We start from the raw sequence: 16,656 nt of genomic DNA, 5'->3' as shown, positions 1-16,656 counted from the left end.
CCGAGCATGACCAATCCCGAACCGGAGACAGCCGCCGCGCCCGCCCCCAGGCGGCGCGTCTACCAGCGTGCGCCGAAGCTCGACGCGGTGCTGGCGGAAGCCATCGAGCGGGCACGCCAGGGCGTGCTGGAGATCGCCCCCGCCGACCAGGTAGGGCGGCACGTCAGTGCGGTGGCCGAGGGCGAGCGGCTGGTGGTGCATCGGTTCGAAGCGCGGGTCCCGGGATACGGCGGCTGGCAGTGGTTCGCCTCGGTGGCGCGGGTTCCGCGGAGCAAGCACGTGACCGTGTGCGAGGTAGGGCTGCTGCCTTCCGGGCAGTCGCTGTTGGCGCCGGACTGGGTGCCGTGGTCTGAACGCGTCCGGCCGGAGGAAGCAGCGGAGGCTCGGGAAGCCGAAGCGGCGGAAGCCTCGACCGATGCCGAGGCCTCCACTGAGGCTTCCACCGAGGGCAGCGCCGGGATTCCGGCACCCATGGCGCAGGACGGATCGGACGAAACTTCGGACGCCGCCGTCGTTAGCGAAGAAGATCCGGAGGCGCCGGAAGGCCGCTCCGGGGACAGCGCCGAAATGCCGGAGCATGGCTCCGAATCCGCGGCCGGACAGCCCGATGGCGAGGCTGGCGCCGCCGGGTCCGCCGACGAGGCACCGGAGGCCAACGGATAGCCACCTCGGCGTCCGAAATGAGTCCTGCAGGAGGAAGGGAAAGTGAGCTCGATGTTCCGATCCCTGCAGTTCTTCAACTACCGGATCTGGTTTGTCGGCGCCATCGTGTCCAACATCGGCACGTGGATGCAGCGGACCGCGCAGGACTGGCTGGTCTATGACATCCTGACGGCCCAGGACGCCGCCGCGATGGGCATCGTGATGGCGCTGCAGCTGGGACCGCAGCTGCTGATGGCTCCCTGGTCCGGTCTGATCGCGGACCGGTTCGACCGGCGGAAGATCCTGATGGCCACCCAGCTGAGCATGGCGTTGCTGGGGCTGGGCCTGGGGCTGATGGTCATCGCCGAGGTGGCGGAACTCTGGCACGTCTACGCGTTCGCCCTGGCCCTCGGCATCGTCTCATCGGTAGACGCGCCGGCGCGGCAGACCTTCGTCTCCGAGTTGGTGCGCGACGACTTCCTGCCGAACGCGGTGGCGCTGAACAGCACCTCCTTCAACCTGGCCCGGATGGTGGGCCCGGCCGTGGCCGGCGTCCTGACCGTGGCCGTGGGACCGGGCTGGGTGTTCCTGATCAACGCGGCGACCTTTGCCGCACTCATCGCGGCGCTGCTGGCCATCCGCCGCTCCGAGCTGCGGGTGCTGCCGCGGGCGCCGAAGGGCAAGGGCAAGATCCGCGAAGGCTTCCGCTACGTGCGCCACCGGCCGGACCTGGTGGTGGTGATGTGGGCGATCTTCATCATCGGCACGTTCGGCCTGAACTTCGCCATCTATATTGCGGGGATGGCGCGGACCGAGTTCGGCGGCCACGCCGGCGATTTCGGCCTGCTGTCCTCGGTGATGGCCGTCGGCTCCGTGGCGGGTGCCCTGCTCTCGGCCCGGCGCGAACGGCCGCGGCTGCGCTACGTTTTCGGAGCCTCGGCGCTCTTCGCGGTCACCTGCACCGCGGCCGCGCTGATGCCCAACGTCTGGCTCTTCGGGGCAGCCCTGGTGCTGGTCGGCGTCTCGTCGCTGACCATCATGACCAGCGCGAACGCCTATGTGCAGACGACAACCGATCCCGTGATGCGGGGCCGCGTGATGGCGCTGTACATGGCCATCTTCATGGGCGGGACGCCGCTGGGGGCGCCGTTCGTCGGCCTGGTCTCCAACCTTTGCGGGCCCCGGTGGGGGCTCGGCGTCGCCGCGATCTCCGGCGTCGTCGCGGCCTTGATCGGGCTGGTCTGGGCCTGGCGTGCGCGGCGGCTGCGCTTCGCGTATGACAGGGCGGCCGGGCGTCGGGTGCGCATCGTGTACCTGCCCCAGCGCAGCGGCTCGCAGCGCGGCCCTTAAACGGCTGAAGCGCCCCGTTGCCGGTGCGCTTCAGCCGTTGGTGCGGACGGCGTCAGCCGTTGAGCTGTTCCACGACGTAGTCGATGCACTTGAGCAGTGCGCTGACGTCCTCGGGCTCGATGGCCACGAAGGTGGCGATGCGCAGCTGGTTGCGGCCGAGCTTGCGGTACGGCTCCACATCCACGACGCCGTTGGCGCGCAGCACCTTGGCGACCGCCGCGGCGTCAATGCTCTCGTCGAAATCGACCGTGACGATGACATTGGAGCGGTGCTCGGGGTTGGCCACGTACGGGGTGGTGTTCTTCGACGCCTCGGCCCAGCTGTACACGCGGCCGGCGGAATCCGCGGTCCGCTCGGACGCGAATTTGAGGCCGCCGTTGCCGTTGAGCCACTCGATCTGGTTGTTCAGGGTGACCAGCGTGGCCAAGGCCGGGGTGTTGTAGGTCTGGTTCTTCAGCGAGTTGTCGATCGCCGTGGTCAGGCTCAGGAAGTCCGGCACCCAGCGGTCCGAGGCGCCGATCCGTGCGGCACGCTCCAGCGCGGCGGGGGAGAACAGGCCCAGCCAGATGCCGCCGTCGGAGGCGAAGTTTTTCTGCGGGGAGAAGTAGTAGACGTCGCTCTCGGCCACGTCGACGTCGAGGCCGCCCGCCGCGGACGTCGCGTCGATGAGGACCAGCGCGCCGTCGTCCGCGCCGGCCACCCGCTTGACGGGAGCGGCGACGCCGGTCGAGGTTTCGTTCTGGGCCCAGGCGTAGACGTCCACACCGGCCTCGGCCTGCGGCTCGGGCAGGGAACCCGGCTCAGACTTGATGATCGAGGACTCCGCCAGGAACGGCGCCTTGTTCGTGGCGGCGGCGAACTTCGAGCTGAACTCGCCGAAGGAGAGGTGCTGGGCCTTCTCCTCGACCAGTCCGAAGGCTGCGATGTCCCAGAACGCAGTCGCCCCGCCGATGCCGAGAACCACCTCGTAGCCCTCCGGCGCCTGGAAGAATTCCTGGAGTCCTTCGCGAACGCTGCCGACCAGGTTCTTGACGGGAGCCTGCCGATGGGAAGTGCCCAGCAGGTTGCGGCCGGCCTGCACCACGGCATCGATCTGCTCGGGGCGGACCTTGGAGGGGCCGGCACCGAAGCGACCGTCCTGGGGCAGCAGTTCTGCGGGGATGCTTATGGACTGGTTGTCGCTCATCTGGTCTCTTCCTGGCAGGCTACGGTGTTGACGTGAAGTTCGCCATTGAACGGTCTATATTCTGCCGTACCCTTCGGCCGGCCCGTTAACTGTTAACTACCGGGCGCCAGTCGCGCAGTCTGGAACCGGGGACGCGCGCGAGGCGGGACCCGGTTGACTGTCCAGTGCGGCAAACAGGCTAATCTGGACTGTGGGACAACGACGCCGGTGCGTCGGTTTGAGAAGCGGATTCCCGCCATCTGCGCCGAGGAGCAAGAAATAAGTGACTGATCTCATCGACACCACCGAGATGTATCTGCGGACGATTCTCGAGCTGGAAGAGGAGAACATCGTAGCCCTTCGGGCACGCATCGCCGAGCGGCTGCGCCACTCGGGTCCCACCGTTTCGCAGACCATCGGCCGGATGGAACGGGACGGCCTTGTGGTGGTCTCGGACGACCGCCACCTGGAGCTGACCGAGCACGGGCGCCAGCGGGCGGTCGAGGTCATGCGGAAGCACCGGCTGGCCGAGCGCCTGCTCGCAGACGTGATCGGACTGGAGTGGGCCTACGTGCACGACGAAGCCTGCCGCTGGGAACACGTGATGAGCGAGCGGGTCGAACAGCGTCTCTACGAGCTCCTGGGCCGGCCGAAGGAATCGCCCTACGGCAACCCGATCCCAGGCCTCGAGGCCCTCGGCGGGGAGCCCGCCGCCGAATTTGCCACCGGCATGGTGAACCTCAGCGAGGCCATGCGCGGCTACTCGGCGGAGCAGCGCGTGGTCATCGTCCGGCTGGCCGAGCCGATCCAAGTCGACCCGGAGCTGCTGCTGCAGTTGGAGGAAGGCGGACTCAAGCCGGGCGCCGAACTGCAGTTGGCCACGGTAGGAGAGTACATTTCGGTTCGTGTGCCGGGCATCGAGGGAGCCCTCGAACTTCCCCCGGAAGTCGCGGCGCACATCTTTGTATCCCTGAGCTAAGCCGGCCTTCGCCCTAGCCAGCAACGTTTAAATCCGTTATCCACAAGCTTGGATAACGGATTTATCACTTAGAGCTTTCTGCCCCTATAGTTGTTGCTTGGCGCCGATGCATTGGCGTTACCTGATCCGCAGCCGAACCCTGTCGGCGGACCAGCGTCTGAATCCGACAGGGGCGGAGGACCCACTACCGGCAGCGCCGTTCAGCTGCCTTGGGGTGAAGCCTCGTTTGTGTTCGGCACCTGCCGGTTTATCCGCTGATGCCGCATGCCCAGCGAGGCCGAGTTTCTTCTACTCGAACCCGACAGCTAACTTCGCAGGCTTCCAGGAGAGGGAAGACTGTTGTCAGAACTAAGAGCAACGGGACGGCGCCGTTCGGCCGCCCCCGTACCGGTCCGGCGGCCTCGCACCGCAGCCACCGGCCGCCGCCGCGCCGAGGTTGCAGCATCATCGAAGTCATCGGTCCGTGGTGCCGGCCACAAGGCCGCCGTTGCCGCCGCCGCCTCAGGCCTGGCGCTGACCATTCTGTTGCCGACGACAGCCGGCAATGCCACCCCGGGCCCGGACGTCGCCGAAGCCGCCGGAACGGGCGCCGTCGCGGTTTCCGGACAGCCGGTGACCGCAGCGGCCGGGGTTGAACTGCAGTTCCAGCGGACCGGCCTGAGCAGCACGTTCGACCCGGACGCGAAGCTCGAGCAGGTCATGGTCGCCGCCGGGGAGGACGCCAAACCGATCGGTAGCGAGGGGACGCTCTCGCAGCCGATGGACAGCATGAAGATGACCTCGCCGTTCGGCTTCCGGGTCAACCCCGTTACCGGCTACGCCGGGGAAATGCACACCGGCCAGGACTACGGGGCAGCCTGCGGCAGCCCGGTCTACTCCGCCGCGGGCGGCACCGTGACGGAAGCCGGCTGGGCCGGCGGCTACGGAAACCGCGTCGTGGTAGACCATGGCAACGGCCTGAAGACCACCTACAACCACCTCACCAGCATCAGCGCCAAGACCGGCGACAAGGTCTCCCGCGGCGACCTCCTCGCCCAAAGCGGCACCACGGGGAATTCCACCGGCTGCCACCTCCATTTCGAAGTTGTCGTGAATGGGGACATGGTGGATCCGAAGGGCTGGCTCTAAGCCATTGTCCGGGGCGCGGGATAGGGCGTTAGCCCATTATCGGCAGTAAAACCAAGCCTTTGCGCTTCGGTGTTTAATCTGTGCTGCACAGCTGGTTCCGTCGGCATTCCTCCGAGGTTTTGCCGCCCGCCGACAACTGTGGCGCAATTCACTTTTGATCGATTGTTCCCGCATTTTCCGGACGTCTGATGAAACGTTCCGGTGTGGGATGGAGCCTGTCGTGATCGTTCCGTCGCCGCGTTGTGATCTGAATGTGACTTATCTCCGGGGATCGTATATTCTCTAACTCGTGCCAAATCGCAGACATGATTTGGTGCCTCCGGATGGATTGCCGAGCTCTGCCACCGACCGGGGTCCGTTCGCATAAACATTCGCATGGCAGGGGCGGGGGAACCACTTTGTGGGTTTCAGTTGAAACCCTTGGGGTTAAGTTTTGGGCCATTCCGGATTGTTGACGGAATTCCCATGGCCGGATGACTCCCATCCGAACCCGACAGCTCACCTCGCAGGCATGGGGAGAGGTATTGATCGTGTCTAAGAACACTTCAGTCACGGGTCGCCATCGTGCCGTCCCCGTGCGCACCAGCCCGTTGGAGACGATCTCCAAGGCTGTTTCCTCGAACGCCGGTTCCATGGGCCGCCAGGCTGCCGTCATCGCAGCTGCGTCCGGCTTGGTCCTGACCGTCGGCGTTCCCGCCCAGGCCACCGCGATCCAGCGCGACGCCTCCGTCCAGGCAGCAGCCGCGGCTCCGTCCCGCATCCAGGTCGAGGCCGTCCAGGCCTCCAACGCTGCCGACATCGAGTTCGACCGCCCGAGCATCAGCTCCACGCCGGCACCGGTGGAGGAGCCGGAGCCGGTCGTTGAAGCTGTGTCCGAAGAGGTTGCGCCCGCCGAAGAGGCGCCCGCCGCGGAAGCCCCGGCCCCCAAGACAGAAGAGAAGGCCGCCAAGGCTCCCAAGGCCGACGTTGCCGCCAGCGGCATCGGTGCCGCACTGGTCGCCTCCGCCTACAGCCAGATCGGCGTCTCCCAGGACTGCACCGCGATGGTCGAGAACGCCCTGCGCTCCGCCGGTATCTCCGTCGGTGACCTCGCCCCGGCCCAGTTCTTCGCCTACGGCACCCAGGTCTCCACGCCCCAGCCGGGCGACATGATCTACTACGACGACGCCGGAGCCGGCGTTCCCCACATCGCCATCTACGTGGGTAACGGCCAGGCCATCCACGGCGGCTGGACCGGATACACCACCACCCTCGCCGACGCCTACATCGGCTCGGGCCCGGTCTTCATCCGCCCCAGCGCCTAAGCATCACCGTGAGCCGGCCGGTTCGCACAGCATCCCGGCCGGCCGTCACGAACAAAGGAACGCCGCACCCCAAGGTGCGGCGTTCCCTTGTAAATCGGTAGGGGACAGAAGGTTTAAGCGGCGGCCCGGGAGCCGCGTCGCCGGTCCGGCAGCCAAAAGAATTAGCGCAGCGCCGCGAATTGCGCTTACTCTAACTCTTGTCGGTGACGAATCATCATGGCCGGGCACAGCAGTGATCCCGCTGACCGGACGTGGTCGGACGAACAGGAATGTGCAATGCGCACACTCGTTCTGAACGCTGGATATGAGCCGCTGGCGGTAGTGACCTTCCGCCGGGCGTTGCTCCTTGTGCTCACTGGCAAAGCGAGCGTCATCGCCGAGGACGGGGATCCGGTGGTCGGGCCGAATGACATCCTGGGCCGTCCCTCCGTGATCCTGCTCAACCGCTACATCAAGATCCCGTACCGGCAGGACACCACGGTCACCCGCCGCGGCGTGCTGCGCCGGGACGGCTACCTATGCGCCTACTGCGGCAAGACCGCCAACACGGTGGACCATGTCAAGCCGCGTTCGCGCGGCGGCGAGGACAGTTGGGAGAACCTGGTGGCCTGCTGCCTGCGGTGCAACAACGCCAAGGGGGACCGCACCCTGAACCAGCTGGGCTGGCACCTGCGGATCGTTCCCCGCGCACCCCACGGCACTCATTGGCGGATCCGCGAACTCGACCGGCCCGCCCCGGCCTGGAGCGAGTTCCTGGACCGCAATCCGGCGGCCTGATGGATCGTACCTTCGACGCCGTCATCCTGGCCGGCGGCAGATCCTCGCGCCTGTCCGGCACGCCGAAGGCCCTGCTGCGGCTGGAAGGGAAATCGCTGCTGCTGCGGACCCTGGAAGCCGTCTGCCGCGCCCAGCGGATCGCCGTGGTCGGCCCCGGGGAGCTAGCCGGCGAGCTGGCGACCTTCCGCCGCGGCGCGGGCGCTCCGGAGGCCGTCTTGACCCGGGAGGACCCGCCCTTCGCCGGGCCGGCGGCCGGCATCGCGGCCGGCGTCGCGGCGCTGGACCAGGGAAGCGGAAAGGAGCACGACGGCGGGAGGCCGCGGGGGGCGGGCCTCACCTTGATCCTCGCCTGCGACATGCCCGCCGCCGGCCGGCTGCCCGAACAGCTGCTGGACGCCGTCGCCGCCGCGCCCTCCGCGCGGCTGTGGCTGCCCGTGGACGCCGGCGGAAGGATCCAGCCACTGGCGTGCTGCGCGGACAGCCGTGCGCTCCGGGAAGCACTGGCCCGGTTCACCGCGGCCGACCTGCAGGGACTTTCGGTCCGGAAGCTGATCGCGGACCTGCCCGCGGCCCGGTTCCCGCTGGCCGCCGCAGCTACCGATGACGTGGACACGTGGGAGGACGCCGGGCGCTTTGGCATCGCGCGGCCTGCGCCGTAGCCTGATCTAAAGATCGTGCCTAGCCCCGCCCGCCGGGGAGAACATCGGAGGACCGGATGGCCGCCGTCGAAGAGCAGCTGCAACCTTTTGTCGCCGAACTGCTCGCCGCCCTCGAAATCGAGGACACGCCCATCGACCTTGATTCGGTGCTCAACCTGGCCGGCGTGGCGGCCCACAGTGTGGTCCGGCCCGCGGCCCCGGTGACGACCTTCATCGTCGGCTATGCCGCCGGTTTGGCAGTGGCTACCGGCCAAGCCTCGCCGGAGGCCGCGATGCGCGCGGCGAGCCGGGTGGCAGACGAGGTGGCCCGGCAGCACGGCGGCGCCGGCGGCCCGGACCAGCCCGTGCGGGCGTGAGCGCCGAGCCTGACTCCGTTGCCTGGGCAACGGCCAGGGAGAAAGCCTGGTCGGCCGGCCGCGAAGCTCTTGGACAGGACCCCGCCGGGCCGGCCGAAACCGTCCCGCTGGAGCGGTGCCTGGGCCTGGTCCTCGCCGAGCGGGTGGCCGCGCAGCTGCCGGTTCCGCACTATGCCTCGTCCGCCATGGACGGCTGGACGGTGTCCGGTGCCGGGCCCTGGCTGCTGAAGCCTCCGGGCAGCGCCCTGCGGTCGGGCGAAGCGGCACCGGTTGTCACCGGTGGCCTGATCCCCGAAGGCACGGACGCGGTGCTGCGCAGCGAATACGGCGTGCTCGGAGAGCGGCACGGGCGGCCGCTGCTGGACCGTGCTCCGGGCGTTTCCGGCGAGGAACCCGCGCCCGGCCGGCACATCCGTCCCGCGGGCGAGGAGGCCGCCGCCGGGGACACGGTCGTGCCGGCGGGAACCCGGCTGACGCCGGCCCATCTAGCCATTGCGGCCGTCTGCGGCCACGACGGCCTGCCGGTCCACCCGGCTCCCGAGGTCGCCCTGCTGCTCACCGGCGACGAGGTCGTGACCTCGGGGCTCCCGGCCCCGGGCCACGTCCGCGACACCTTCGGGCCGACGCTGCCGGCCATCGTCTCCGCCCTCGGCGGCAAGCCGTTCCCGCCCCGCCGGCTGCCCGACGATTTTGCTGCGACCCGCGCGGCCATCGATGGCTGCGGGGGCCGCGTCGTCGTGACGACCGGCGGTACCGGGCATTCGCGCGCGGACCATCTCCGCGCCGTGCTGAAGGCGGCGGGCGCGCAGATCCTGGTCCCTTCCATCCGCATGCGCCCGGGCCACCCGGCCCTGCTCGCCCGCCTTGCCGACGGCCGGCTGGTGGTCGGGCTGCCCGGCAATCCGCTGGCGGCCATGATGGCCCTCCTCACCCTCGGCGCGCCGCTGCTCGCAGGCCTGACCGGCCGGCAGCTTCCGCCGCTGGACAGCGTGCAGTCCGGCGCCCGCTTCGCGCCCCTCGAGGGCAGGCACCGGCTCGTCCCGTACGCGCTCGACGAGCAGGGCGCCGTGCCGGCAGACCACGTCGGATCGGCGATGATGCGCGGCCTCGCAGCGGCGGCCGGCGTCGTCGTTGTTCCCCCGGAAGGTGCGCGCCGGGGACAGCAGCTGCCTACCTTGCCGCTGCCGTGGTGACTTAGGCTTGAACCGGAGGAAAACATGGGACGCGTAACGCAGCGCCGGAAGGTGCTCAAACTCAGCCTGGCTGGCCCGCCGCGGCGCCGGGAAGACATCATGGCGGCCGAAGAGCCGCTGGAAATCCGGCTGGGCCGCAAGCCTTTCAGCGTCACGATGCGCACGCCGGGCGACGACTTCGACCTGGTCGCCGGCTTCCTCGTCTCCGAGGGCGTCGTCTGGCAGCCCGAGCAGCTCGGCGCGATGCGGTTCTGCGCCGGCGAGGACGAGGATGGCCGGCAGACCTACAACGTCATCGAGGCGCAGCTGGCCCCGGGCGTGCCGCTGCCGGACACCTCGCTGGAGCGGCATGTATATACCTCCAGTTCCTGCGGGATCTGCGGCACGGCGTCCATCGATGCGGTCACCAAGAATTCGCACTTCGGGCTGGAACCGCCGCCGGAGGGCGGCGGCCTGGCATTGGAGACGCTGCTGGCGCTGCCGGACCAGCTGCGGCGTCGCCAGCAGGTGTTCGAGCGCACCGGGGGAGTGCACGCGGCCGGGCTGTTTACGTTCGACGGCGAACTGCTGTGCCTGCGCGAAGACGTCGGACGACACAATGCGGTGGACAAGGTCATCGGCTGGGCCCTGCGTGAGGGCCGCCTGCCGCTGCGCGGGACGGTGCTGCAGGTCTCGGGCCGGGCCTCGTTCGAACTGGTGCAGAAGGCCTACCTGGCCGGAATTCCGGTGCTCTCCGCGGTGAGTGCGCCGTCCTCGCTCGCCGTCGAACTGGCGGAAGAAACGGGCCTGACCCTCGCCGGCTTCAGCCGCGGTGAGACGGTCAACGTCTACTCGCACCCGGGGCGGCTGGTCCGTGCCGGAGTCGAGATTTCCGTGTGACGGCAGCTACATTAGGTGCATGGCCCGCCCTGCACCTGTAAATGACATCAATGAGAACGAACTCGAAGTCCACGACCCCAAGTCCGCCGCGGCGGGGGTCAAGGCCGTCATGGTCTCGATGGAACGGGGATTCTCCCAAGCCGGCGTGAACCGGACCGTACGCTCCATGCTGCGGGTCAACCAGCACGGGGGCTTCGACTGCCCGGGCTGCGCCTGGCCCGAATCGATCACCGGGGCGCGCAAACCGGCCGAGTTCTGCGAGAACGGCGCCAAGGCCATCGCGGAAGAGAACACCGTGCGCACCGTCGGCCCGGAGTTCTGGGCCGCGCACTCGATCGCCGAGCTGGAAGCGAAGACCGAGTACTGGCTGGGCCACCAGGGCCGCATCAGCGAGCCGGTGATGATCCGCGAGGGCGAGACCCACTACAGCCCCGTGTCCTGGGCCGAGGCGTTTAACGTCATCGGCGAGCACATCAGGTCGACGACGCCGGACCGCTGCGTCTTCTACACCTCCGGCCGGACCGCGAACGAGACGGCGTTCCTGTACCAGCTCTTCGCGCGCTCGCTCGGGACGAACAACCTGCCGGACTGCTCGAACATGTGCCACGAGTCCTCCGGCTCCGCGCTGAACCCGACCATCGGGATCGGCAAGGGCACGGTTTCGCTGGAGGACCTGGGCGAGGCCGAACTGATCTTCGTCGTCGGGCAGAATCCCGGGACGAACCACCCGCGGATGCTCTCGGCGCTGAAGGAATGCCGGGAGAACGGCGGCAAGGTGGTCGCCATCAACCCGCTGCCGGAAGCCGGGCTGCTCAACTTCAAGGATCCCCAGGATCCGGCCAGCCTGCTGCGGGGCGGCGCGCAGATCGCCGACGAATTCCTGCAGGTCAAGGTCGGCGGCGACCTGGCGCTGTTCCAGGCGTTCGGGCACCTGCTGCTCGAGGAAGAGGAACGGGTCCCCGGTTCGGTGGTCGACAAGGCCTTCATCGAAGCGCAGACCGAGGGTTTCGAGGCCTACCGCGAGGCCCGCCGGGAGATCGACTGGGAAGAGACGGAGAGGGCCACCGGGATCTCCCGGATGGAGATCTCCGCAATCGCCGGCATCCTCGCGAAGTCCAAGGCGACCATCATCTGCTGGGCGCTGGGGCTGACCCAGCAGCCGCATTCGGTGGACACGCTGAAGGAGATCATCAACCTCCTGCTCCTGCAGGGCAACTTCGGCAAGCCCGGCGCCGGTGCCTGCCCGGTCCGCGGCCACTCCAACGTCCAGGGCGACCGCACCATGGGCATCTGGGAGAAGCCCAAGGAATGGCTCCTCGAGGCCCTGGACAAGGAATTCGGCATCCAGTCCCCGCGCGAGCACGGCTTCGACTCGACCGAGGCGCTGCAGGCGTTCGAAGAGGACAACGTGGACGTGTTCGTCTCGCTCGGCGGCAACTTCGCGCTCGCCAACGCGGACACGGCGGCACTCGAAGCGGGCATGAAGCGTGCCGGGCTGACCGTGCACATCTCCACCAAGCCCAACCGGTCCCACGTGGTGCACGGCCGCACTTCCATCATCCTGCCCACGCTGGGCCGGACCGACACGGACGACAAGCACCCCAAGGGCGCCCAGTTCCTCTCCGTCGAGGACTCCATGTCCGTGGTCCACTCGACCCGCGGCCGGCTCGCCCCGGTCTCCGACCACCTGCTGGCCGAGCCGGTGATTGTGGCGCGCATGGCGCAGGCTGCCCTGGGCGATGACCACCCGGTGGACTGGCGGGCCATGGCGGAGGACTACGACGTCATCCGCGACCACATCTCCCGCGTGCTGCCCGGCTTTGAGAACTTCAACGAGCGGATCCGCAACAAGAACGGCTTCGTGCTGCCCAACCCGCCGCGCGATTCCCGCTCGTTCGCCACGGACATCGGACGGGCACGCTTCACGGTCAGCCCGCTGGAGTACCTCGAAGCCCCGGAGGGCCACCTGATCCTGCAGACCATGCGGAGCCACGACCAGTACAACACGACGTTCTACGGGCTCGACGACCGCTACCGCGGCATCTCCAACGGACGCCGGGTGGTCCTGGTGCACCCGGAGGACCTGGAAAGCCTGGGCTTCGCGGACCGCGACCTCGTGGACGTGGTGAGCACGTTCCGCGGCACGGAGCGGCGGGCCGACCGGTTCCGGCTGGTGGCATATCCGACGGCGCGGGGCTGCGCGGCGGCCTATTTCCCGGAAGCCAACGCGCTGGTCCACCGGGAGCTGGTGGCGCGTGAATCCAACACGCCCGGCTTCAAGGCGATGACGGTGCGCTTCGAGCCGCACCAGGCCGACCAGCTGAGCTGATCCGGCGGGGACGGGCGAGGACGTTCGGCGCCCGCCCGTCCCCAGGGTTCCGTCCTCGGCTGACAGGCTGCCCCGGCCGGAACATCAGAGGGCCTCGAATGGTTCTAGGCTTACAGGAGAACCATCGTTAGGAGCCAGCATGTCCATGGAAGGCGCAGCCTGGAGTTCGGTCTACCGGCTGTCACATTCGTCGGACAAGGGGAAGCACGGCTTTTCCAAGGAGACCATCAAACGGACCTTGGCGTTCGCCGCGCCCTACAAGGGCAAGCTGATCTTCTTTGTCGCCATGTCCATCGTTACGGCCGCTCTGGCCGTCGCGACGCCGGTGCTGGCCGGCCGGGTAGTGGACGCCATCGTGGCCCGTTCCGAAGTCGGCACGGTGATCTGGCTCGCGGTGATCATCGCCGCCGTCGCCGTTGCCGATGCCGGGCTGAGCATGGTGACCCGCTGGATCTCCTCCAGCCTGGGAGAGGACGTAATCCTCGACCTGCGCACGGCGGTCTTCGACCATGTGCAGAAGATGCCGATCGCCTTCTTCACCCGGACCAGGACCGGCGCGCTGGTGAGCCGGCTGAACAATGACGTGATCGGCGCGCAGCGCGCCTTCGCCGGAACCCTGTCCGGCGTGGTGAGCAACTTCGTCTCCCTGGTGCTGACGCTAATCGTGATGCTGACGACCTCGTGGCAGGTGACGCTGCTGGCGCTCATCCTGCTGCCGGTCTTCCTGCTGCCGGCGCGGCGGATGGGTTCGCGGCTGGCCGACATGCGGCGCGAGGCCGCGGACCACAACTCGGCCATGAGCACCCAGATGACCGAGCGCTTCTCGGCCCCCGGCGCCACGCTGGTCAAGCTGTTCGGCCGGCCCGCGGAGGAGTCCCGCGAGTTCAAGGTCCGCGCCGAGCGGGTGCGCAACATCGGCGTGAAGTCGGCGGTGCTGCAGTGGACCTTCGTCACGGCACTCACGCTCGTTTCCGCGCTGGCGCTGGCGCTGGTCTACGGGCTCGGCGGCTTCTACGCGATCGTCGGCCAGCTGGATCCGGGCGACGTGGTGGTGCTGGCGCTGCTGCTGACCCGCCTGTACGCCCCGCTCACCGGCCTGGCCAACGCGCGGGTGGAAATCTCCTCGGCGCTGGTGAGCTTCGAGCGGGTCTTCGAGGTCCTGGACCTGGACCCGCTGATCAAGGAGAAGCCGGATGCGGTTGATGTCCCGGAGGGCCCGGTCACCGTGGAGTTCCGGGACGTGACGTTCGCCTACCCCTCGGCCGACAAGGTATCGCTGGCGTCGCTCGAGGAGGTGGCGGTCCTCGACACCCGCGGCGGCGAGGAGGTCCTGCACGGGATCAGCTTCCGCGTGGAGCCGGGGGAGACGGTGGCGCTGGTGGGTTCCTCCGGCGCCGGCAAGTCCACCATTGCGTCCCTGCTGGCGCGGCTCTACGACGTCGACCAGGGGGCCGTGGAGCTGTCCGGACGCGACGTGCGGGACCTGAGCTTCGACGCGCTACGCGGCACCATCGGCATGGTAACCCAGGACGGGCATCTCTTCCACGACACCATCCGGGCCAACCTCGCCCTCGCCCGCCCGGAGGCCACGGACGAGGAGCTGTGGGAGGTGCTGCGGCGCGCCCGGCTGGAGCCGCTGGTGCGCAGCCTCCCGGACGGGCTGGAGACCATGGTCGGGGAGCGCGGCTACCGGCTCTCCGGCGGTGAGCGGCAGCGCATGACGATTGCGCGGCTGCTGATTGCCCAGCCGCACGTCGTGATCCTCGACGAGGCGACGGCGGCCCTGGACTCGACCAACGAAGCCGCGGTCCAGGCAGCCCTGACCGAGGCACTCGCCGGGCGCACCGCCGTCGTTATTGCCCACCGGCTGTCCACGATCCGTTCCGCGGACAAGATCCTGGTGGTCGAGGGCGGCCGGATCATCGAGCAGGGCACCCACCCGGAGCTGCTCGCGCAGGCCGGCCGGTACGCCGAGCTGTACCGCACGCAGTTCCAGACGGAAGAGGCGCCGGTGCGCTGACCTCGGTTCCTCGGCTACCGGACGGAGGATGTTCTCGGCGGGTGGGTTCGTTTACAGTGTCATAGGTTGTCCAAAGTCAGGACCAGGTCTTGGGAGCGGGACTCATTCATGCAGCGTGGTACCAATCTGGGCCGCCTCGGGGGCTACAACCAGGCGGTCATCCTTGATACGATCCGCCGCGCCCATGACGGAGTGGCCAGGGTCGAGCTCGTGGAACGCACCGGGCTGTCGCCGCAGACCATCTCGAACGTGGTGCGGCGGCTGGTAGACCAAGGCCTGGTGCGGGAGGACCGGAAGACAGTCTCGGGCCCCGGCAAGCCGCGGACGGTGCTCGAGCTCGAGGTTTCCAGCCGCTTCGCAATCGGCATCCACCTTGACCCGGCCGTGATGACCGTGGTGGCCCTGAACCTCACCGGCCAGGTCGTCGCGCGGGCCCGCCACGCGATGCCCGGCGGCCCGAAACCGGACGGCACCGTAGAGTCCATGGCCGTGGCCGTGAACGGCCTGATTGAGGAGGCCGGCCTGGACCGCGCCCGCATCCTCGGTGTCGGGCTGGCTGCCCCCGGCCCGATCAGCCTGCCTGAGGGCATGATGGTCTCGCCGCCGATGCTGCCGGGCTGGGACCGGGTGCCGCTGCGGGAACCGCTGGAACGCCTGATCGACCTGCCGGTACTGCTGGACAAGGACGTTACGGCGGCGGTGGTGGCCGAGCTCTGGGCCGGTGAACGCGAGGCCCCGGCCAACTTCGTCTTCATCTATCTCGGCACCGGCCTGGGTGCCGGCGTGGCCCTCGGCGGCGAGGTGCTGCGCGGTTCTTCCGGCAACATCGGCGAGATCGGCCACTTCCCGGTGCCGGACGAGGTCCCGCTGTGCGGCTGCGGCCGGCGCAACTGCGTGGGCATGAGCCTCAACTTCGCCGGGCTGATCCGCCAAGCAATCGACGCCGGGATCTTTCCGCCGAACCACGATGCGCAGCAGCTGCCAGAGACCACCGCGGCGATCCTCGAGCTCATCCAGCTGGCGGAATCGGGCCACCCGGAGGCGCTCTCCATCCTGCGCCGAGCCGCGCGGAACCTCGCCTTCGCCGTCGCACAGGTGGTCAACGTGCTCGACGTGGACACGGTGATCTTCGGGGGACCGCTCTGGGACCCGCTGTCGGAGCTCGGACTGCCGGTTCTGCGAGAGGAGTTGCCCCGTGAGGTCGTCGCCCGCGAAATCCACGGGCTGGAAGTGGTGGGCTCCTCCCAGGGCCCCGAGGTCGGCGCGATCGGCGGGGCGTGCCTGATCCTCGACGACGCCTTTTCGCCGAGGGCCAGCGGGCTGCTGTTGGGCAACTGACGCGTAACAATCGCCACATAACGTCACAACCCGCAAGGTTCATCCGCAGTTAACCCGTCGGGCTTGATTAAGTAAATCAAATGGATTTACATATATACCAACAGCGGGTGTTCGTATGACTACGCCATCTCTTGGAATGAACGGTCCAAGAGCGGGTGCGGCCCTGGGGAGGGGCGCCGGCTGTTGAGCCATGCAGGAGGCTGTGGCTGCCTCGGGTTCCGGGAACGGGAAGTCCGGAAACCGAGGTGCCCGCTCAGGGGCGTCGCGGCTTCTGCCTGGTCAAGCACCATGAAGCGGCCGTCGGCTGCGCATCCGTGGGGGGATGCGCAGACGACGGCCGCTCCAGTTAAGTCTCCTGCCTGGCAGGTTCGCGGGACCCGCGGGCGGGTGTCCTGCGGCCCGCGCACAGATGCCTGCGGCAAGGGCACAGATGTTTCCGCGGCCCGCGGTCGCCGACCTGAAAGTGCCCCCGATTGGATTCGAACCAACGACACCGGCTTTAGGAGAGCCGTGCTCTATCCCCTGAGCTACGGGGGC

The 16,656-nt window shown here is 68.5% G+C and carries 14 protein-coding genes, 1 tRNA gene and 2 riboswitches; of the genes, 13 read left to right on the top strand and 2 right to left on the bottom strand.

Going from position 1 to position 16,656, the window contains the following annotated elements:
- The first annotated feature begins 6 nt into the window (after positions 1-6).
- Positions 7-663, top strand: coding sequence for a DUF3027 domain-containing protein (locus tag OC550_RS12725; protein WP_262106129.1), 657 nt, complete (start codon positions 7-9; stop codon positions 661-663).
- Between the two features lie 51 nt (positions 664-714).
- Positions 715-1,992 carry an MFS transporter gene (locus tag OC550_RS12720; protein ID WP_262106344.1) on the top strand — a complete coding sequence of 426 codons (1,278 nt, stop codon included), beginning with the start codon at positions 715-717 and terminating at the stop codon, positions 1,990-1,992.
- Positions 1,993-2,044: 52 nt separating this feature from the next.
- Here OC550_RS12720 and serC read toward each other — a convergent pair whose 3' ends face one another.
- Positions 2,045-3,178, bottom strand: coding sequence for a phosphoserine transaminase (serC, locus tag OC550_RS12715; RefSeq protein ID WP_262106128.1), 1,134 nt, complete (start codon positions 3,176-3,178; stop codon positions 2,045-2,047).
- Positions 3,179-3,440: 262 nt separating this feature from the next.
- Here serC and OC550_RS12710 point away from each other — a divergent pair, with 262 nt between their 5' ends.
- The 11 genes from OC550_RS12710 to OC550_RS12660 all read left to right on the top strand — a co-directional run bounded on the left by OC550_RS12710 (position 3,441) and on the right by OC550_RS12660 (position 16,119).
- A complete protein-coding gene (locus tag OC550_RS12710) occupies positions 3,441-4,136 on the top strand; it encodes a metal-dependent transcriptional regulator (RefSeq protein WP_262106127.1) in 696 nt (231 codons plus the stop codon).
- Between the two features lie 120 nt (positions 4,137-4,256).
- Positions 4,257-4,471, top strand: a riboswitch (cyclic di-AMP (ydaO/yuaA leader).
- Between the two features lie 4 nt (positions 4,472-4,475).
- Complete coding sequence (locus tag OC550_RS12705; RefSeq protein ID WP_262106126.1) at positions 4,476-5,264, top strand: M23 family metallopeptidase; 789 nt, start codon at positions 4,476-4,478, stop codon at positions 5,262-5,264.
- Between the two features lie 321 nt (positions 5,265-5,585).
- Positions 5,586-5,790: riboswitch (cyclic di-AMP (ydaO/yuaA leader) on the top strand.
- Positions 5,791-5,794: 4 nt separating this feature from the next.
- Complete coding sequence (locus tag OC550_RS12700) at positions 5,795-6,568, top strand: C40 family peptidase (RefSeq protein ID WP_262106125.1); 774 nt, start codon at positions 5,795-5,797, stop codon at positions 6,566-6,568.
- A 276-nt stretch (positions 6,569-6,844) separates the two neighbouring features.
- Positions 6,845-7,345, top strand: coding sequence for an HNH endonuclease (locus tag OC550_RS12695; protein ID WP_262106124.1), 501 nt, complete (start codon positions 6,845-6,847; stop codon positions 7,343-7,345).
- Positions 7,345-8,004: a molybdenum cofactor guanylyltransferase gene (locus OC550_RS12690; protein ID WP_262106123.1), complete on the top strand. Its 660-nt coding sequence runs from the start codon at positions 7,345-7,347 to the stop codon at positions 8,002-8,004. Before OC550_RS12695 ends, OC550_RS12690 begins: the two co-directional genes overlap by 1 nt.
- A 56-nt stretch (positions 8,005-8,060) precedes the next feature.
- Entirely contained in the window at positions 8,061-8,360 is a 300-nt protein-coding gene (locus OC550_RS12685; protein WP_262106122.1) for a DUF6457 domain-containing protein, read from the top strand.
- A complete protein-coding gene (locus OC550_RS12680; protein WP_262106121.1) occupies positions 8,357-9,553 on the top strand; it encodes a molybdopterin molybdotransferase MoeA in 1,197 nt (398 codons plus the stop codon). Before OC550_RS12685 ends, OC550_RS12680 begins: the two co-directional genes overlap by 4 nt.
- Before the next feature lie 24 nt (positions 9,554-9,577).
- Entirely contained in the window at positions 9,578-10,432 is an 855-nt protein-coding gene (fdhD, locus tag OC550_RS12675; protein ID WP_262106120.1) for a formate dehydrogenase accessory sulfurtransferase FdhD, read from the top strand.
- 19 nt (positions 10,433-10,451) lie between these two features.
- Positions 10,452-12,761, top strand: a complete 2,310-nt coding sequence (locus tag OC550_RS12670) for an FdhF/YdeP family oxidoreductase (protein ID WP_262106119.1) — start codon at positions 10,452-10,454, stop codon at positions 12,759-12,761.
- A gap of 139 nt (positions 12,762-12,900) precedes the next feature.
- Entirely contained in the window at positions 12,901-14,781 is a 1,881-nt protein-coding gene (locus OC550_RS12665) for an ABC transporter ATP-binding protein (RefSeq protein WP_262106118.1), read from the top strand.
- Positions 14,782-14,889: 108 nt separating this feature from the next.
- The gene (locus OC550_RS12660; protein WP_262106117.1) at positions 14,890-16,119 is read left to right on the top strand and encodes an ROK family transcriptional regulator; all 1,230 of its coding nucleotides are present in this window, start codon (positions 14,890-14,892) and stop codon (positions 16,117-16,119) included.
- A gap of 464 nt (positions 16,120-16,583) precedes the next feature.
- Here OC550_RS12660 and OC550_RS12655 read toward each other — a convergent pair.
- Positions 16,584-16,656, bottom strand: a tRNA-Arg gene (locus tag OC550_RS12655).

The organism is Arthrobacter sp. Marseille-P9274, assembly GCF_946892675.1.
Lineage (GTDB): Bacteria > Actinomycetota > Actinomycetes > Actinomycetales > Micrococcaceae > Crystallibacter.
The sequence above is the reverse complement of the archived record's forward strand: the minus strand, read 5'-3'. Positions and strand labels throughout refer to the sequence as shown.